The following is a 15,555-nucleotide window of genomic DNA, read 5'->3' on the forward strand; positions in this document are numbered from 1 at the left end:
ATCAGACCGCCACGTACAGTCACTCGATGGAAACGGACGCCCTCCCCGTCGGCTGGACGCAGACCCCGCTTCGAGGGGACGAAGTCGCGGCTCGGCACGAGAGCGATCGGATAACGCTCCTCGCCGAAAAGGTCCGCTCTCCGTCGTTGACGGGGGTCAGCGAACCGCGGTGGAAAATTCAACTCGTTCATCGGCTCGAAAACGACTACACGGCGGGTCGACCGCTCGGGTACGCGATAACCGACGAGGCGGCCGAGAAAGCCCTCGTCGCGTCCATGGAGATCGTAAACGACGCGCTCTCCGAATCCGATCGGGAGGTGTTGCCGTCGCTGAACGCGATCGTGACCAGAATCGAAAAGCGGAACGAGCACCTCCACGTGCCCGAGGAGGACGCGGACTCGCCGCTGCTCGGGACGCGCGAGAGCACCGGACGGCGGCGGTGACTGAGCCCCTCAGAGCGGACCGGGCCATCTTCGACGCGCTTGATTCGCCGCTTCCATTCACGTCCGTCCCCCGCTACCGCTCCTCTGATTCCGCGAGCCGCTTCGTGTAGACGTTCTCGGTATAGGTCTCGTCGCCCATCGTCACCTCGCCCTCCCCGACCTTCTCGAACCCGAGTTTCCGGTAGAACTCGTTTCCGATGTCGTTGTCGGCGAGCACGATCGCCTGGAGCTCTTTCATGTTGAAATCGAGCAGGTCGTTCCGCACGCGTTCGTGGAGCGCCGTGCCGATCCCCTCGCCCCAGCGGTCCGGATCGACGTACATCCGGAGGATGTCGCCCCGCTCTTGCTCGACGACGCCGTGGCAGAACCCGGTCACCTCGCCCCCCTCGTCCGCGACGAGGAAGGCGGTGCCCGGCGTGTCCATCGCCCCTCGCAGCGTCGTCTCCGAGTACCACTCGGCGAGCGTCTCGTCTATGGTCTCCGCCCCCAGAATCTCGTCGTACGTCGCGTCCCACGCCCGCTTTGCGACGCGCTGGATCGCGTCGACGTCGTCACTCCGCGCCGGTCGAATGTCCATGCCACTCAGTACCACCCCGACGGAAGTAGTGGTTGCGAAATTTCAGCTCACTTGCGGTAGCGACAGCGCGGTTTCACGCTCGGTATCCGTCGCTCCCGTGCCGCCACTCTGCGTCCGTCCCCTCGCGCTGTCGTTCGACGTCCGGCCCGTCGCGGTTCGCCGACGTCCCGCTCGCGATCCCTTCTGCCTCCGTCGCCGTCGCGTTCGCGATCTCCTCGATGGCGTCGAGGCCGAGCATCTCGCGCGTCTCGGCGTCGAACGTCTGGCTTTCGAGCCCTTCTGCCTCCTGGACGTCGCTGCCGGAGAGCTGTTTGCCGTAGCGGCCGACGAGCGAGGTGAGTTCCTGCGGCAGCACGAACGTGGTGGATTCGCCCTCGCCGATGTGCTGGAGCGTCTCCATGCCCTTTTCGATGATCGCGCGCTCGCCCATCGACTCGGCGGACTTCGCCCGCAGGACCGTCGAGATGGCGTCGCCCTGCGCTTCGAGGATCTGGCTCTGCTTTTCGCCCTGCGCGCGGATGACGTTCGACTGCTTTTCCCCTTCGGCCTTCTCGACGGCGCTGCGGCGTTCGCCCTGCGCTTCGAGGATCATCGCCCGACGCCGGCGTTCCGCGCTCGTCTGTTGCTCCATCGCGTTTTCGACCTCCGGGCTGGGCCTCACTTCGCGCACTTCGACGCTTTCGACGCGGATGCCCCACGCGTCGGTGGGTTCGTCGAGTTCGCGGCGGATGCGCGCGTTGATCTCGTCGCGGCGGCTCAGCGTGTCGTCGAGCTCCATGTCGCCGAGGACGGCGCGTAGCGTCGTCTGCGCGAGGTTCGACACCGCGATCTCGTAGTCGTCGACTTCGAGGAACGCGCGCTTCGCGTCCACGACGCGGATGTAGACGACGGCGTCGGCGGCGACGGGCGAGTTATCCTCGGTGATCGCCTCCTGACGGGGTACGTCGAGCGTCTGCGTCCGAAGGTCGAATGCGTACGTGCGGCTGACGAACGGCGGGACGACGTTGATGCCGGGTTCGAGCAGCTCGCGGTACTCGCCGAAGACGGTCAACGCCCGCTTTTCGTACGCGTTGACGATCTCGACGGCGCTGTAGACGGTCGCGCCCGCGAGAAGGAGCGCCGCGCCGCCACCGAGCGCGACCGGATCTTTCGGTGTCACGAGGAGAGCGAGCAGGACGATCGCGCCGACGAACGCCTTTCGGAGGGGGCCCTTCGGAACGCCTCCCGCGCTGAGGCGGCCGAGTTCTCGAAAGATGTTTGCCATGTCTTCGAGTCGGGGTCCTCCGAAATACCTTTTTCTCCGGATCGAAGGGATCGAGTACTGCCCAGCGTCGTTCCTACTTCTCCTCGGCTTCCAGTTCGACCGCGAGGTCTCCGACCAAATCGAGACAGTCGTCGAGGAAGCCTGCGACGTCGTTCGACAGCGCCGCGTCGTCGATCTCTTCGAGGCTGGCGTGCGCTTCCCAGGCGAGCTCGGCGTTCGAGGTCCGTTCGCTCATCGTCTCACGGTCGTGCGACGATCGGCTGCCGCGATAGGCGTTGGTTCGACTCGCAATCCGCGAGACTGCGGGCGACGCTCGGTCTCCCGATCGACATTCTGATACCCGCTGCCCGCCGTTGCCCGGTGTGTACAGCCTGAACGTCCCCGTCCCCGGCGCGGTCGAGCGGCTGACGGCCGACCTCCACCCTCGCTTGACCGCCTTCGATCGGATCCGCGAGCGTCACACGCTCGTCGCGAAGCGGTTGGGGGAGGGCCCGCCGCACCGTCTCCGGGAGCGGTTGCGAGATCTCCTCCGCGGGACCGACCCGTTCGAGGCTCGAGTCGTCGGCGTCGACTACTTCGAGACGCCGACCCGCGGGCGGGGTCCGGTCGTCTACCTCGCCGTCGAGAGTCCCGGCCTCCGCGCCCTCCACGACCGGCTGACCGAATCGTTCGACGCCATAGCGGGGATCGAGGGATCCGCGTACGTCCCGCACGTCACGCTCGCGCGCGGCGGCTCGGTCGAGACGGCGGCGGACCTGTCGGCGACGACGATCGAGCCGATCTCGTGGACCGTCTCGCGGCTCGACCTCTGGAGCGCCGAGTACCGCGAAGTCGCGGAATCGATCCGACTCCCGCGGTGAGCGATTCTTCGTTGCCGCTCTCACGTCAATCGGCTCTGCGCGCCCGGAGCGTCATCGTCACCGGCTCGCGTGGGTGCATCGTCAGCGATCCGCGGAGCTCGATCGGCGGCTCGCCCGCGTAATCGAGTTCGAACCGCTGGGCGACGGTGCCGAGGATCAGCTTCGCCTCCATCATCGAGAACTGCTTTCCGATACAGTGGCGCGAGCCGCCGCCGAACGGGAAGTACGAAAACCGCGGTCGGGCGGATCGGCGCTCCGGCGTCCAGCGGTCGGGATCGAAGGCCTCGGGATCGTCGTAGTACCGCGGCGAGCGGTGGACGGCCCACTGCGGAAGCATCACGGCGGCCCCCGCCGGGACGCGGTACCCGCCGAGCTTCACGTCGACCTTCGGCTGGCGGAACATGACGTACACCGGCGGGTACAGCCGCATCGTCTCCAGCAGCACGCGCTCGGTGTACCGCAGGCGTCGGAGATCGGCCATCGTCGGCGCGTCGCCGCCGAGCACCTCGTTCAGCTCTCGGTGAACCCGCGCCTCCGTTTCGGGGTGTTGTGAGAGCAGGTACCACGCGTAGGTGAGCGTCAGCGCGGTCGTGTCGTGGCCCGCGAGGAGCATCGTCATCACCTCGTCGCGGATCTGCTCGTCCGTCTGCTCGCCGCGCGCCTGCGCCCGAAGCAGGAGCGACAGGAGATCCGTCTTCCCCGTCTCCGTCCGCCCCTCCTCCGTCTCCGTCCCGCGTCGCTCCTCGACGATCTCGTCGATGACGCCCTCCAGCGTCTCGATCGCCGTTCTGTAGTCTCGGTTCTCCCGGGTCGGGGCCCACTCGGGAACCAGGAACCGAATCGGATCCGGCTCGAAGCGCGCCCCGAGCGGTTCGAGGTTTTCCTGGACGAGACGGACGCGCTCGTCCGTGAGCTCCGTCCCGAGCATCGCGTCGACGATGATCTTCACCGTCAGCCGCGCCATCTCGATTCCCACGTCGACGGCGTCGCCGTCCGCCCACCCCCCCGCCATCGCCTCGGTGTAGTCGGTCATCGTCCCCGCGAGACCCGCGAGTCGTTGCATGTGGAAGGCCGGCTGGGCGAGGTCGCGCTGTCTGCGCCACTCGTCGCCCTCGCTCAGCAGGAGGCCGTTTCCGAGCAGTTCGGCCAGCGCCTCGTCCTGGAACCGCGGCTTTCTGAACCTCTCCTCTTCCGTCACCAGCACCCGCTCGATATCGTCGGGATCCGCGAGCATGTACGTCTCCATCGGACCGAGTTGGAACCGAGCGACGTCGCCGTACGCCTCGGCGCACGCGGTGATGAACGAAAACGGATCACGCGCGTACTGCCGCGTGTTCCCGATGACCGGGAGTCCCCTCGGACCCGGCGGTTGCGTGCTCATCCTCCGTCCCTAGGGACGGTCGTCGCATAAGGATTCGTTCGCGTCGGATGCGCTGGACCCTCTTCGTCGCCGAAGCGTTCACGTTCTGCTCGCGGTCTCCACCCGCACCGCGCTACGGCTGCGGCGGCGCGCCGTCGTAGGCGTCGTGGTCGGCGTAGAAGTTCAACATCGCGAACTTCAGCTTCTCCGGTCCGACGTCGATGAGCTCCTCGCGTTCCTCGACCGGGAACGAATCGCGAACGCCGTACTTCCCCATGTCCGCCTCGGTGTACCGCTTGTCGACGAGCACCCGAACGCCGAAGTCGTCCGGCGAGCGGATCACCCGTCCGAGCGCCTGCCGCGTCTTGCGGATCGTCGGAATCTCCACCGCGTACGTCCACCCGGCGTCGCGCGTCCGATCCGAGTACGCCCGATCGTACGCGCCCTGCACCGCCTCCATCCTGTCCGACAGGTGCGGGTAGGGGACCCCGACGACGACCACCGTCCGCGCGTCGTCGCCGTCGAAGCTCACGCCCTCCGCGAGCGTCCCCCACAGCGACGTAAAGAGCGCCGCGTCTTCGGAGGCGACGAACCGTCCGCGGAGGTCCTCGGCCCGCGTGCCGGGTTCGTCGAGCAGCAGCTTCGTTCCCCGGGCGGTCGCCGCGAGCGTTCCATCCGGGGGGGCCCCGTCGGCGTCCGATCCGCGAAATCCGTCGGCCGATCCGCCATCGCTCGGTTTCACGGCACCGTCCGACCCGATTCGGCCGCCCGCGCCGCCCCCCAGTCGCTCGTAGTAGCGCTCGGCCTCGGCGTACGAGGGGAAAAAGAGCAGCGCGTTGCCCGGCGTAAAGCGGATCGCGTCCTCCAGCACGCCCGCGACGGTCGCCTGCGTCTCCGCGTCGTTGCGCTCGCTGGCGAAAAGCGGCGGCGTCCCGACCGCGTACGTCCGCCGGTTCTCCTCCGGATAGGCCAGCCCGTACGCGAGCGTCGCCGGGTTCTGTATCCCGAGTACGTCCTCCGTCACGTCGAACGGCCGCAACGTCGCGCTCATCAGCACGCTGGCCGACACCTCCTCGAACAGCTCGCGCGTCACCTCTTGGGGGATGCAGGTGTACAACTCGGCGCGTCCGTAGATCTCGTCGGTACCCGAGTCCCGCCGAACCGACACCATCGGGTGCTGGCCGAGCGACGCGCCGTCGTCCATCCACGCGCCGATGAACGCCGCCGCCTGCAGGGTCTGACACTCCGCGTGCGTCGTCGCCTCGCCGTCCCTGTACGCCCGCTCGTACTCGTCGTCGAGCGCCTGCCCCAACTGGAGGGCCAGCTCCAGTTCGGTCTCGATCCCCCGCCCCTCGTACTCCTCCAGGAAGACGAGCGTCAGATCGTCCCGCCGGTCCTCGTTCGCGACGGCGAGGTCGTGCCAGTTTTCCCCCACCTGCTCTCGCTCCCCGAACTCGAGGGCGTCCTCGTACGTCTCGCGCAGCGCCCGGTGGAACGCGCCGACGACGTTCTCGGCAGGCTCCGCCCGCGAGTCGTCCGCGCCGTCGAGTTCGTTCAGCGCGCTTTCGAGGGTGTTCTCGGTGAGGGTTCGGGTGGCGTGATCGCGCGCCGCCGACTCGACGTTGTGCGCCTCGTCGAAGACGGTGATCACGTCCTCGGGGTCGCGGTCGAGCCACCGGAAGAACTGCTCGCGGATCGTCGGGTCGAGCAGGTGGTGGTAGTTGCAGACGACGAGGTCGACGCCCTCCATCCCCTCCTTCAGCAGCTCGTAGCCGCACAGCCCCCGCTCGTCGGCGTACTCGTACACGTCGTCCGGCGTTCGCACGTCCTCGAACAGCCACGCGAAGAAGTCGTCGGTGTCGCTGACGAGATTCTCGTAGTAGTGCTCGCAGACGTTGCCCTCGCGCAGCGTCTCCAACTCCTCTTCGACCGACCCGAGTTCGTCCATGACGGCGCTTCGAGCCTCGGCCGCCCCCGAATCACCGTCCCGACTCTCCCCGAGGAGGGCGCGCTGGCGTTCCTCCAGCTGCCGCTTGTCCGCCTCCTTCTCCACGACCGCCCTCGTCGCGTCTCGGAGGCTCTGGCACTCCTGGTACCCCACGTCGATGTGGCACATCGACGCCTTGCCCCGGAACACGACCGCCCGGATCGGCTCCTTGCGGGTGATCGCTCGAGCGTCCTCGACGAACTGGCGCATCTGCTGGTGGACGTTCGTCGTGATGACGACCGTCTTGTCGTGTTCGCGGGCGTGCTCCAGCGCCGGGACGAGCGCCGAGAGGGTCTTTCCCGTCCCCGGCGCGCCCTCCATGAGCACGTCCTGTCCGCGGGCCAGCGCGTTGGCGACCCGATCCATCGCCTCCCGCTGGTTCGGATACGGCTCCTCGTACGGGAAGAACCGCAGATGTCCGTTCGTTTCGGCCACTGAGGTCCCCTTGTTCGTCATCGGATTAAAACGCTCGGGGGACGGAGCCGGTCGGATGGCACGGGTTCGCATACATCAACCTTCCCCCCTTCTGCGCGGCACGCGCCTCGCCGGGACAGGACCTTGGTCGAACGTCCGAAATTCCATTCCGATGGCTTCCGAAACCGCAACTCCGACCGCGACGGTGGAACGAACCGAGCACGGAAACTGGAAGGCCGGCGTCGTCGCCGGCCTCGCCGGCGGACTCGTGATGGGCGCGATGCTCTCGCTGCTGATGACGCCGGTCATAGAGGCCGCGATCCCGGCGCTGTACGGTCTCTCGGGCGGCATCGCCGGCTGGACGATCCACATGGCCAATAGCGCGATCCTCGGCGTCGTCTTCGCCGCGCTCGCCGGCGCGCTGCCGCGGTACGCCGAGACGCCGCTCGAAAGCGCCGGTCTCGGCGCCGTCTACGGCGTCGTCCTCTGGGTCGTCCTCGCCGGGTTCGTCATGCCGATCTGGCTCGCCGCGGTCGGCTTTCCGATGGCGCCGCCGATCCCCAACCTCGACCCGATGAGCCTCGTCGGCCACGTCGTCTACGGCGCGATTCTCGGGGCGACCTACCCGACTCTCGTCGGCCGGATGTAGGTTCCGTCGACGGCGTTCGACTCCGCCGGTCTCGGTCGATCCCCGGCGTCGGCCAGACGTGGGCGACGATCCGAACCGAACTATAGTAGCGTCTGCAGGTCATTACACACTCGACCCCATGCCGTCATGCGGTCGGATGTGCATACGGTTGCAGACGCTACTATATCACCTCACCGATCCCGATATGACACGCGCTCACGTCTATCACGGTTTTTCCGGTGTGCGCCGCTCGCGCCCTCGCGACGCGAGGTTTTGGCCCGGAACGGCGTCTTCTCAGCATGGCATCCGCTACACCGACTACGACCGTTCCCGAAACCGCGACGCCGACCTCCTGGCAGGGCGGCGTCGTCGCCGGCCTCGCCGGCGGACTCGTGATGGGCGCGCTGTTCGCGATCTTCGCGCCTCCGCTTCTCACCGACGCGATCCCGGCGCTGTACGGGCTCTCGGGCGGCCTCGCCGGCTGGACGATCCACATGGCCAACAGCGCGATCCTCGGCGTCGTCTTCGCGGCGATCGCCCGGGCGCTCCCGAAGTACAGCGACACGACGATGAAGAGCACCGGCCTCGGAGCCGTCTACGGCGCCGTCCTCTGGATCGCCCTCGCGGCGGTCGTCATGCCGATCTGGCTCGCCGCGGTCGACTTCCCGGCCGTGCCGCCGCTGCCGAACGTCGACCTCATGGGGCTCGTGTTCCACGTCGCCTACGGCCTCGTCCTGGGCGCGACGTACCCGGCGTTCAGCCGCTGGCTGTCGCCCAAGGAGACGGCGTCTCCGGCGGCGTAAGGCGACCGATCGGCCTCGCACCCCGCGATTTTCCGCGCGACTCTCACCCCTCGGCCACGTAGAGGCCCGTCCAGTACGTCCGTTCCTTGTAGCGGACGAGGTACTCCCCGCTGACGGATCGCTTCTCTTCGCTCTCTCCGTCCTCTTCGCTCTTTCCACCCTCCTCGCTCTTTCCGTTCTCGTCGCTCCCCTCGCCCGTCAACTCGTCAACCGCCGAGTGGACGTCCTCCCCCTCGTGGAACCGCTCTGCGAGTTCTTCGACCGCCTCGGGCACCGACTCGTCGTGCGGGACGACGTACCCCTCCTTCCCGTCGATCGCCCGCGAGACGACTTCCTCCTCGTCGGACGACAGCCCCTCCAGCGCGAACTCGCACCGTTCCCGGACGTCCGCGCCGAACGACTCCGTCGACTCGGAGATCCGCGCCGCGTCGTACTCGTAGGTCTCCAGCGGCGCGTCGTGCGATCCGTCGACGGCGAAGCGTCCGCGCGTCTCCTCGTCCCAGACGATCACCGAGTACTCCGGCTCCGGAACCAGCGCGGACTCCCCGACCTCGTCGTCGAGGTACAGAAGCGACGTGCCGAAACCGAGGAACTCGATGTCGTCCCAGCCCCGCTCCTCGAACGTCTCCCTGTCGACCGCCGGGAGGTCGGCGTACGCGATCGCCTCGTCGTCGTCGACCTCGCCGTCCGCCGGATCCAGCGTGATGAAGAACGTGGTCGCCGGTTCCGAATCGACCACCGCGTGCGAGAGTTCGTAGACCGCCCCCTCGTGGACGAACGCCCCGTACTCGGGCAGCGGCGGCTCGGTCCCCTCGGCTCGCGGCGATTCGCCCGCGACCGCCTCGGCGATCAGCTCCTGCTCCTCTTTCGGCCATTCGAGGCTCGGGTCCGGGATCACGCGCGTCGCGATCTCCGCGTCCGTGACGGCGTCCATCTCGACGGTCGCAGAGGGCATCCTGCCGACGGCCGCCTCGCCGTTTCCGAAGCCGGAACTTCCGAGTTCGGAACTCCCCGGCCCGGTGCATCCGGCGAGCGTCGACGCGGCGAGGGCGGTGCCGCACGCGAGGAGATCGCGTCGGTTCAGGTTCATACGAACCTCTCCCACCCGCGGGAGAAAAAGTGATACGTTGACACAAACGACCGTTTCACCCACCTTTTCATCGTCGGGCGCGAGCGCGCCGCTCCTCGAAAAAGCTGGACCAAAAAGGCCGCTCGCTCGGCCGCCGACCTCGCTCGCGGATCGATCACTCGAGGAGTTCCGCCAGCAACCCCTTCTGCGCGTGCAACCGGTTCTCCGCCTGGTCCCAGACGAGCGCGCGATCGCTTTCGAGCACGGCGTCCGTGATCTCCTCGCCGCGGTGGGCGGGCAGACAGTGCATCACCTTCGCGTCCGTCCCGCGGAGGAGGTCGTCGTTCACCTGGTACCCGTCGAAGGCGGCGAGCTTCTGCGCGCGCTGGTCCTCCTGTCCCATGCTGATCCACACGTCCGTGTAGACCACGTCGGCGTCCGCGACCGCCTCCTTCGGGTCGTCGACGACCGTCGGCGCGCTACCGAGTTCGGCCGCGCGGTCCAGCACGTCGTCGGCCATCGCGTACGCGGGCGGCGTCGAGACCGTCAGGTCGATCCCGGCGAGGGCGCACCCGAGCGCGAACGACTGGCCGACGTTGTTGCCGTCGCCGACCCACGCCGCGCGCGCGTCGAATCCCCCGAACGCCTCCCTGATCGTCAGCAGGTCCGCGAGCGTCTGACAGGGGTGGGCGTCGTCGGTCAGGCCGTTCACGATCGGCACGTCTGCGTGCTCGACCAGTTCGAGCAGGTCGGCGTGGTCGAACAGGCGCGCCATGACGGCGTCGACGTACCGCGAGAGCACGCGCGAGGTGTCCCGCAGCGGCTCGCCGTGACCGAGCTGGATGTCGTCCGGCCCGAGGAAGATTGCGTGGCCGCCGAGCTGCGTCATCCCCGTCTCGAAGGAGATGCGCGTCCGGGTGCTCGGCTTCTCGAACAGCATCCCGAGCGTCGCCCGCGGGAACCGCGCGTCGTCCGCGCCGGATTTCAGCGCCGCCGCGCGGTCGAGCACGGCCGCGAGATCGTCGGCCGAGAGGTCGTCCACGTCGGTCAGGTGCGTCGTCTCGATCGTCATCCGTCCTCCGCGAGGCGCTCGCAGACGTCGATCAACACGGCGACCGAGCGGTCGAACTCGGCGAGCGACAGGTGCTCGTCGGGCGCGTGATCGAGGTCGGAGTCGCCGGGTCCGTAGGTCGCCATCGGGCAGTCCCACTCGCCGGCGAAGATGTTCATGTCGCTCGTTCCGGTCTTCCGGAGGAGCCGGGGATCCCCACCGGCGTTCCGGATCGCCACGCGGAACGCGCGGGCGACCTCGGTTCGGGGGCTCTGCATGACGGGCGGCACGTCGTCGTACCAGTGGACGGTGCCGCCGTTCAGCTCGCCGTCGGCGATCTCGCGCACCTCCTCGACCGCGTACTTCGGGGGTACGCGGAGCTGCACGTCCATCGTCGCCTCCACCGAGAGGCCGTCCTCGGTCGTCCCACCGCGCACGTCGACCGGCTTGCACGTCACCCGCTCGAAGACGGGCGTCCACTCGTCCTCCTCGAACGCCGCCTCGACGCGGTTCCACCAGTCCATCGCGTCCTGGATGGCGTTGTTCTCCGGGCGGGAGGTGTGGCCCGACTCGCTCGTGGCGACGTACGTCCCGGCGAGCAGGCCGCGGTACCCGAGCGTGATGCCGTCCCAGCCGCTCGGTTCGCCGTTGACGACGGCGTCCGGCGCGTCCTCGCGGTCCTCGACGAGGTGGCGAGCGCCGCGCGAATTCACCTCCTCGCCGACGACGCCGACGAAGCTCACGCCCGTCTCGACCGCCGCCGCGGCCATCGCCGCCAGCGGCCCGGTCGCGTCGACGCTCCCCCGACCCCACAGCTCGGGGCCGTCGTCGCCCTCCTTCACCTCGACGGGGATGTCCCCGGGGACGGTGTCGACGTGGGAGGTCAAGAGGACGGCGTCGTCGGCCGGCGCGCGGACGTTGCCGACCTCGTCAATCCACGCCTCGCGGCCGTGCGCCTCGAAGAACGCGGCGAGCCGCTCCGCCGCCGCCTCCTCCTCGCCCGACGGCGAGGGGATGGAGACGAGGTCGACGAGCAGGTCCCGCGCGGCGGCGTCCCGGTCGGCGCTCGCGGCCGCGCTTTCGCCGTCCGTCGCGCTCATCCGAGCACCTCCGTCAGCGCGTCGACGGCGCTGTCCGCGTGTTCCTCTTCGATGACGAGCGGGGGCAGCAGGCGGACGACCGACCGGCCCGCGGGCAGGGCGAGCACCTGCCGATCCAGCGCGAGGTCGCGCAGCACGCGGTTCGCGCCGCGCCTCACCTCGATCCCGATCATGAGCCCCCGCCCGCGCACGTCGCGGACGGGCAGGTCGTGCGTTTCGGTCGCCTCCTCGACGCGCTCCGTCAGGTACGAGCCGAGGTCGCCGGCGCGGGTCGGCAGGTCCTCCTCCACGACCGCGTCGAGCGTGGCGTTCGCCGCCGCGCAGACGACCGGGCCGCCGCTGAACGTCGAGCCGTGGTCGCCCGGCTTCTCGGCGATCCAGTCGGCGCAGAGCGTCGCGCCGAGCGGGAGACCGCTCGCGATCCCCTTCGCCGTCGTGAGGACGTCGGGCGTGACGCCCGCCGCCTCGCACGCCCACAGCGCCCCGGTCCGGCCGAGGCCGGTCTGGATCTCGTCGAAGACGAGCGCCGCGCCCGCCTCCGCCGTCAGGTCGCGGGCGGCCCGCAGGTACTCGGCCGAGGCCGGGTGAACGCCCCCCTCGCCCTGGACGGGTTCGAGGAACACCGCGGCGGTCTCGTCGTCGATCGCCTCGGCGAGTTCCTCCTCGTCGCCGTAGCTCACGAACTCGACGTCGCCCGCGAGCGGTTCGAACGGCGCTTTGTACTTCTTCTTCCACGTCATCGCCAGCGCGCCCAGCGTCCGGCCGTGGAACCCGCGCTTCGTCGCGATTATCTTCGAGTTCCCGGTCGCGCTCCGGGCGAACTTCATCGCCGCCTCGTTGGCCTCGGTCCCGGAGTTGCAGAGCCAGACGTTGTCGATCCCGCCGGGCGCGAGCGCCGCGAGTTTTTCGTACAGCTCCGTCCGGGCCGTGACGGGGTACGACGCCTGCACGTACATGAGATCCTCGGCCTGCTCTTGTACGGCTTCGACCACTCTGGGGTGGCAGTGGCCGACGGGCGCGACGGCGTAGCTCGCGCCGAGGTCGAGGTACTCGGTCCCGTCGTCGGCGTACAGGTGCGGCCCTTCGCCCGACTCGATCGCGATGGGCTTCTCGGAGAAGACGAAGCCGCTCATCGCGCCGCCTCCGTTTCGTCGGCGAGGGCGCTCCGGCTCACGCGCGTTCCGCCGCCGTTGAGCGCCGCGACGATCGGGTCGCGCACGTTCGCGTCCGCGACGATCACCTCGGGCGCGCCGCCGGAGAGCGCCTCGGTCGCCGCCATGACCTTCTTCGTCATGAAGCCCTCCGCGGCCCCCTTCAGCGCGTCCAGTTCGTCGGGCGTCGAAACGGACTCGACGAGCGTCTCCGGGTCCTCGGGGTCGGCGTAGACGCCCGCCACGTCCGTCAGCACGACGAGCGTCGCGCCGAGCGCGCCCGCGACGGCCGCGGCGGCCCGGTCCGCGTCGGCGTTGACGGGAACCCCGTCGTCGGCCAGCATCGGCACCGTCACGACGGGCGTGTACCCCCCGTCGAGCAGCGTCTCCAGCAGGTCGACGTTGACGTCGGTGATCTTCCCGGAGTGGTCGCCGCGCTTTATCTTCTTCTTGCCGTCCTCGACCACGCGGACCGCCGACTTCCGGGGGCCGGTGAGGAGGCCGCCGTCGACGCCCGACAGGCCGACCGCGTCGACGCCCGCCCCGCGGAGGGTGGCCGTCAGGTCGGTGTTGAGCCTCCCGGGCATCACCATCGAGAACACCTCCATCGCGCGCTCGTCGGTGAACCGTCCCGTGATTCCGGCGGGCGTCTCGACGTAGGTCGGCTCCTCGCCGAGCTCTTCGAGCGTCTCGTCCACCGCGGTCGAGCCGCCGTGGACGACGACGACCTTCCGGCCGTTGGCGACGAGGTGTGCGACGTCGCCGACCGCGCCGGCCGGGTCGACCGCCCGCGCGCCGCCGATCTTGACGACGACCGGGGGCTCCTCGGCCGTCCCGCCGTCGGTCCGCAACCGTCTTTTCGAATCGCCGTCGAGCAGTTCTTCGTGCGCCGCGAGCAGTTCCTCGTGGGTGTAGGCGTCGCGTTTCGTCATAGTCAGGGTGCCCCCACGGGGTGCAGTCCGCCGAACTCCAGGCCGGCGGTCTCTTCGAGGCCGAGCGCGACGTTGGCCGCGTGGACGGCCTGCCCGGCCGAGCCCTTCATCATGTTGTCGATGGCCGAGAAGACGACCAGCCGCCGGTTCGGCGGGTCGACCTCGAAGCCGACCTCGGCGTAGTTCGTGCCGGCGACGACCTTCGGTTCGGGGTACCGGTAGACGCCGCCCCCGCCCGAGACGATCCGCACGAACGGCTCCGCCTCGTAGCTCCCGCGGTAGGCTCCCCAGAGGTCGCCCTTCGTGACGGGGCCGTCCGGGAAGACGTGGCAGGTCGCCGACGCCCCGCGGATCATGTCCACCGCGTGTACGGTGAAGGAGACGGAGAGGCCGAGGTACTCCTCGATCTCCGCTTCGTGGCGGTGGCTCGTCGGGGCGTAGGGGCGGACGATGCCCGAACGCTCGGCGTGCGACGAGGCCTTGCCGGCGCTTGCGCCACCCTCCGAGGAGCCGACCTTCACGTCGACGACGACTCGCTCGTCGCCGTCGAGGATCTCCGCGTCGAAAAGCGGCCTCAGCCCGAGGATCGTCGCGGTCGCGTTGCAGCCGCCGGCCGCGATCAACTCCGCGCCCGGGAGGTTCTCGCGGTTGAGTTCGGGCAGCGCGTACTCGGCCTTTTCGAGGTACTCGGGGCACGCGTGCCCGTCGTACCACTCGTCGTACTGTTCCTCGGTCGAGAGCCGGAAGTCCGCCGAGAGGTCGACGACCGTGTCCGCGGCGTCGAAGAACGCGTCCACGTGCCGCATCGAGACGCCGTGGGGCGTCGCGGCGAACAGCACGTCGACCGAGTCGAGGTCCTCCGGCGAGGAAAAGCGGAGATCAAGGCCGCGGAGGTTGGGGTGGACGGAGCCGACCGTCTTGCGGTCGTACTCGCGGCTCGTCGCCTGCGCCACCTCGAAGTCGGGGTGGCCGGCGAGGAGGCGGAGCAGTTCCCCGCCCGTGAAGCCGCTGCCGCCGACGACGGCCGCCGAGAGCGTCACTGCGCCACCTCCGCCACCTCGTCGCCCGCGCTCGCGGCCTTCGCTTCGAGCCAGTCGACGACCGCGGCCGGCACGTCCACGTCCGACGCCTCCGACAGCGCCTTGAACTCCACGGTGTGGTTCACCTCGTGGACGGTGTAGCTCTCGCCGGTCTCCATGAGGTCGACGCCGAGGAGTCCCCCGCCGACCGCGTCGCTCGCCCGTTCGACGAGGTCGCGCGCCTCGTCGTCGAGTTCGAACGCGTCCGTCTCGCCTCCCTTCGCCGCGTTCGTCAGCCAGTGGTCGGAGCTGCGGGTCATGGCGGCGACGGGTTCGCCGTCGGCAGCGACCACGCGGACGTCGCGGCCGGGCTTCTCGACGAACTCCTGCACGTAGAACACCTTGTGCTCGTAGTGGCCGAGGGTGGCCTTGTGTTCGAGGATCGCCTCCGCCGCGTTCCGGCCGTCGATCTTCGCCATCAGCCGCCCCCACGAGCCGACGACGGGCTTGAGCACGCAGGGGTAGCCGAACGACTCGATGGCCTCCAGCGCCGCCTCTTTCGTGAACCCCACCTCGGTCCGCGGCGTGGGCACGCCGGCCTCGGCGAGCGCCAGGCTGTTTTTCGCCTTGTCGGCGCAGACCTCGGCCGTCTCCGAGGAGTTGATCACCGAAACGCCGTACGATTCGAGGAATCGCGTCGCGTAGAGGCTCCGGCTCGTCGCCAGACAGCGGTCGACGACGAGGTCCACGCCCTCCACGGGCGCGGTCGTCCCGTCGAGCCCGAACCGCTGTTTGCGCACGTCGATCTTCGTCACGTCGTGGCCGCGGTCGCGCAGCTCCGACAGGAGCAGCTTCTCGTCCCTGCGGATCCGGGAGTAGAGGATTCCGACGTGCAAT

16 protein-coding genes are annotated in these 15,555 nt (G+C 69.1%); 4 read left to right on the top strand and 12 right to left on the bottom strand.

The annotated features are described in order from the left end of the window. The first annotated feature begins 26 nt into the window (after window positions 1-26). Window positions 27-443: a hypothetical protein gene (locus C3L37_RS08265; RefSeq protein WP_129114138.1), complete on the top strand. Its 417-nt coding sequence runs from the start codon at window positions 27-29 to the stop codon at window positions 441-443. A gap of 73 nt (window positions 444-516) precedes the next feature. Here the strand turns inward: C3L37_RS08265 and C3L37_RS08270 are convergent, their stop codons facing one another. From C3L37_RS08270 to C3L37_RS24285, 3 genes are all read right to left on the bottom strand, one after another. Continuing rightward, window positions 517-1,020, bottom strand: a complete 504-nt coding sequence (locus tag C3L37_RS08270; RefSeq protein ID WP_129114139.1) for a GNAT family N-acetyltransferase — start codon at window positions 1,018-1,020, stop codon at window positions 517-519. A gap of 73 nt (window positions 1,021-1,093) precedes the next feature. After that, window positions 1,094-2,284, bottom strand: coding sequence for an SPFH domain-containing protein (locus C3L37_RS08275; protein ID WP_129114140.1), 1,191 nt, complete (start codon window positions 2,282-2,284; stop codon window positions 1,094-1,096). 73 nt (window positions 2,285-2,357) lie between these two features. Continuing rightward, on the bottom strand, window positions 2,358-2,519 hold the full coding sequence (locus C3L37_RS24285; protein WP_164974720.1) for a hypothetical protein: 162 nt from the start codon (window positions 2,517-2,519) through the stop codon (window positions 2,358-2,360). 127 nt (window positions 2,520-2,646) lie between these two features. Here C3L37_RS24285 and C3L37_RS08280 point away from each other — a divergent pair, with 127 nt between their 5' ends. After that, entirely contained in the window at window positions 2,647-3,144 is a 498-nt protein-coding gene (locus C3L37_RS08280; RefSeq protein WP_129114141.1) for a 2'-5' RNA ligase family protein, read from the top strand. 25 nt (window positions 3,145-3,169) lie between these two features. Here the strand turns inward: C3L37_RS08280 and C3L37_RS08285 are convergent, their stop codons facing one another. After that, entirely contained in the window at window positions 3,170-4,525 is a 1,356-nt protein-coding gene (locus C3L37_RS08285) for a cytochrome P450 (RefSeq protein WP_129114142.1), read from the bottom strand. 112 nt (window positions 4,526-4,637) lie between these two features. Then, complete coding sequence (locus C3L37_RS08290) at window positions 4,638-6,926, bottom strand: ATP-dependent DNA helicase (protein ID WP_228546180.1); 2,289 nt, start codon at window positions 6,924-6,926, stop codon at window positions 4,638-4,640. Window positions 6,927-7,077: 151 nt separating this feature from the next. Here C3L37_RS08290 and C3L37_RS08295 point away from each other — a divergent pair, with 151 nt between their 5' ends. Together C3L37_RS08295 and C3L37_RS08300 are read left to right on the top strand one after the other, a co-directional pair. Continuing rightward, window positions 7,078-7,554, top strand: coding sequence for a histidine kinase (locus tag C3L37_RS08295; protein WP_129114144.1), 477 nt, complete (start codon window positions 7,078-7,080; stop codon window positions 7,552-7,554). A 278-nt stretch (window positions 7,555-7,832) separates the two neighbouring features. Continuing rightward, entirely contained in the window at window positions 7,833-8,336 is a 504-nt protein-coding gene (locus tag C3L37_RS08300) for a histidine kinase (protein ID WP_129114145.1), read from the top strand. A 43-nt stretch (window positions 8,337-8,379) separates the two neighbouring features. Here C3L37_RS08300 and C3L37_RS08305 read toward each other — a convergent pair whose 3' ends face one another. From C3L37_RS08305 to lysX, 7 genes are all read right to left on the bottom strand, one after another. Next, window positions 8,380-9,426, bottom strand: coding sequence for a hypothetical protein (locus C3L37_RS08305; RefSeq protein WP_129114146.1), 1,047 nt, complete (start codon window positions 9,424-9,426; stop codon window positions 8,380-8,382). Window positions 9,427-9,580: 154 nt separating this feature from the next. After that, complete coding sequence (gene argF, locus C3L37_RS08310; RefSeq protein WP_129114147.1) at window positions 9,581-10,477, bottom strand: ornithine carbamoyltransferase; 897 nt, start codon at window positions 10,475-10,477, stop codon at window positions 9,581-9,583. Beyond that, window positions 10,474-11,556 carry a [LysW]-lysine hydrolase gene (locus tag C3L37_RS08315; RefSeq protein ID WP_129114148.1) on the bottom strand — a complete coding sequence of 361 codons (1,083 nt, stop codon included), beginning with the start codon at window positions 11,554-11,556 and terminating at the stop codon, window positions 10,474-10,476. Before C3L37_RS08315 ends, argF begins: the two co-directional genes overlap by 4 nt. Then, window positions 11,553-12,689: an aspartate aminotransferase family protein gene (locus tag C3L37_RS08320; protein WP_129114149.1), complete on the bottom strand. Its 1,137-nt coding sequence runs from the start codon at window positions 12,687-12,689 to the stop codon at window positions 11,553-11,555. Before C3L37_RS08320 ends, C3L37_RS08315 begins: the two co-directional genes overlap by 4 nt. Next, window positions 12,686-13,639 carry an acetylglutamate/acetylaminoadipate kinase gene (locus C3L37_RS08325; RefSeq protein ID WP_129114150.1) on the bottom strand — a complete coding sequence of 318 codons (954 nt, stop codon included), beginning with the start codon at window positions 13,637-13,639 and terminating at the stop codon, window positions 12,686-12,688. Before C3L37_RS08325 ends, C3L37_RS08320 begins: the two co-directional genes overlap by 4 nt. A 2-nt stretch (window positions 13,640-13,641) precedes the next feature. Next, window positions 13,642-14,679, bottom strand: a complete 1,038-nt coding sequence (gene argC, locus C3L37_RS08330) for an N-acetyl-gamma-glutamyl-phosphate reductase (RefSeq protein WP_129114151.1) — start codon at window positions 14,677-14,679, stop codon at window positions 13,642-13,644. Continuing rightward, complete coding sequence (gene lysX, locus C3L37_RS08335) at window positions 14,676-15,554, bottom strand: lysine biosynthesis protein LysX (RefSeq protein WP_129114152.1); 879 nt, start codon at window positions 15,552-15,554, stop codon at window positions 14,676-14,678. The genes argC and lysX overlap by 4 nt, the downstream gene beginning before the upstream one ends. Between the last annotated feature and the right edge of the window lies 1 nt (window position 15,555).

This window comes from Halegenticoccus tardaugens (assembly GCF_004116405.1).
GTDB classification, from domain to species: domain Archaea; phylum Halobacteriota; class Halobacteria; order Halobacteriales; family Haloferacaceae; genus Halegenticoccus; species Halegenticoccus tardaugens.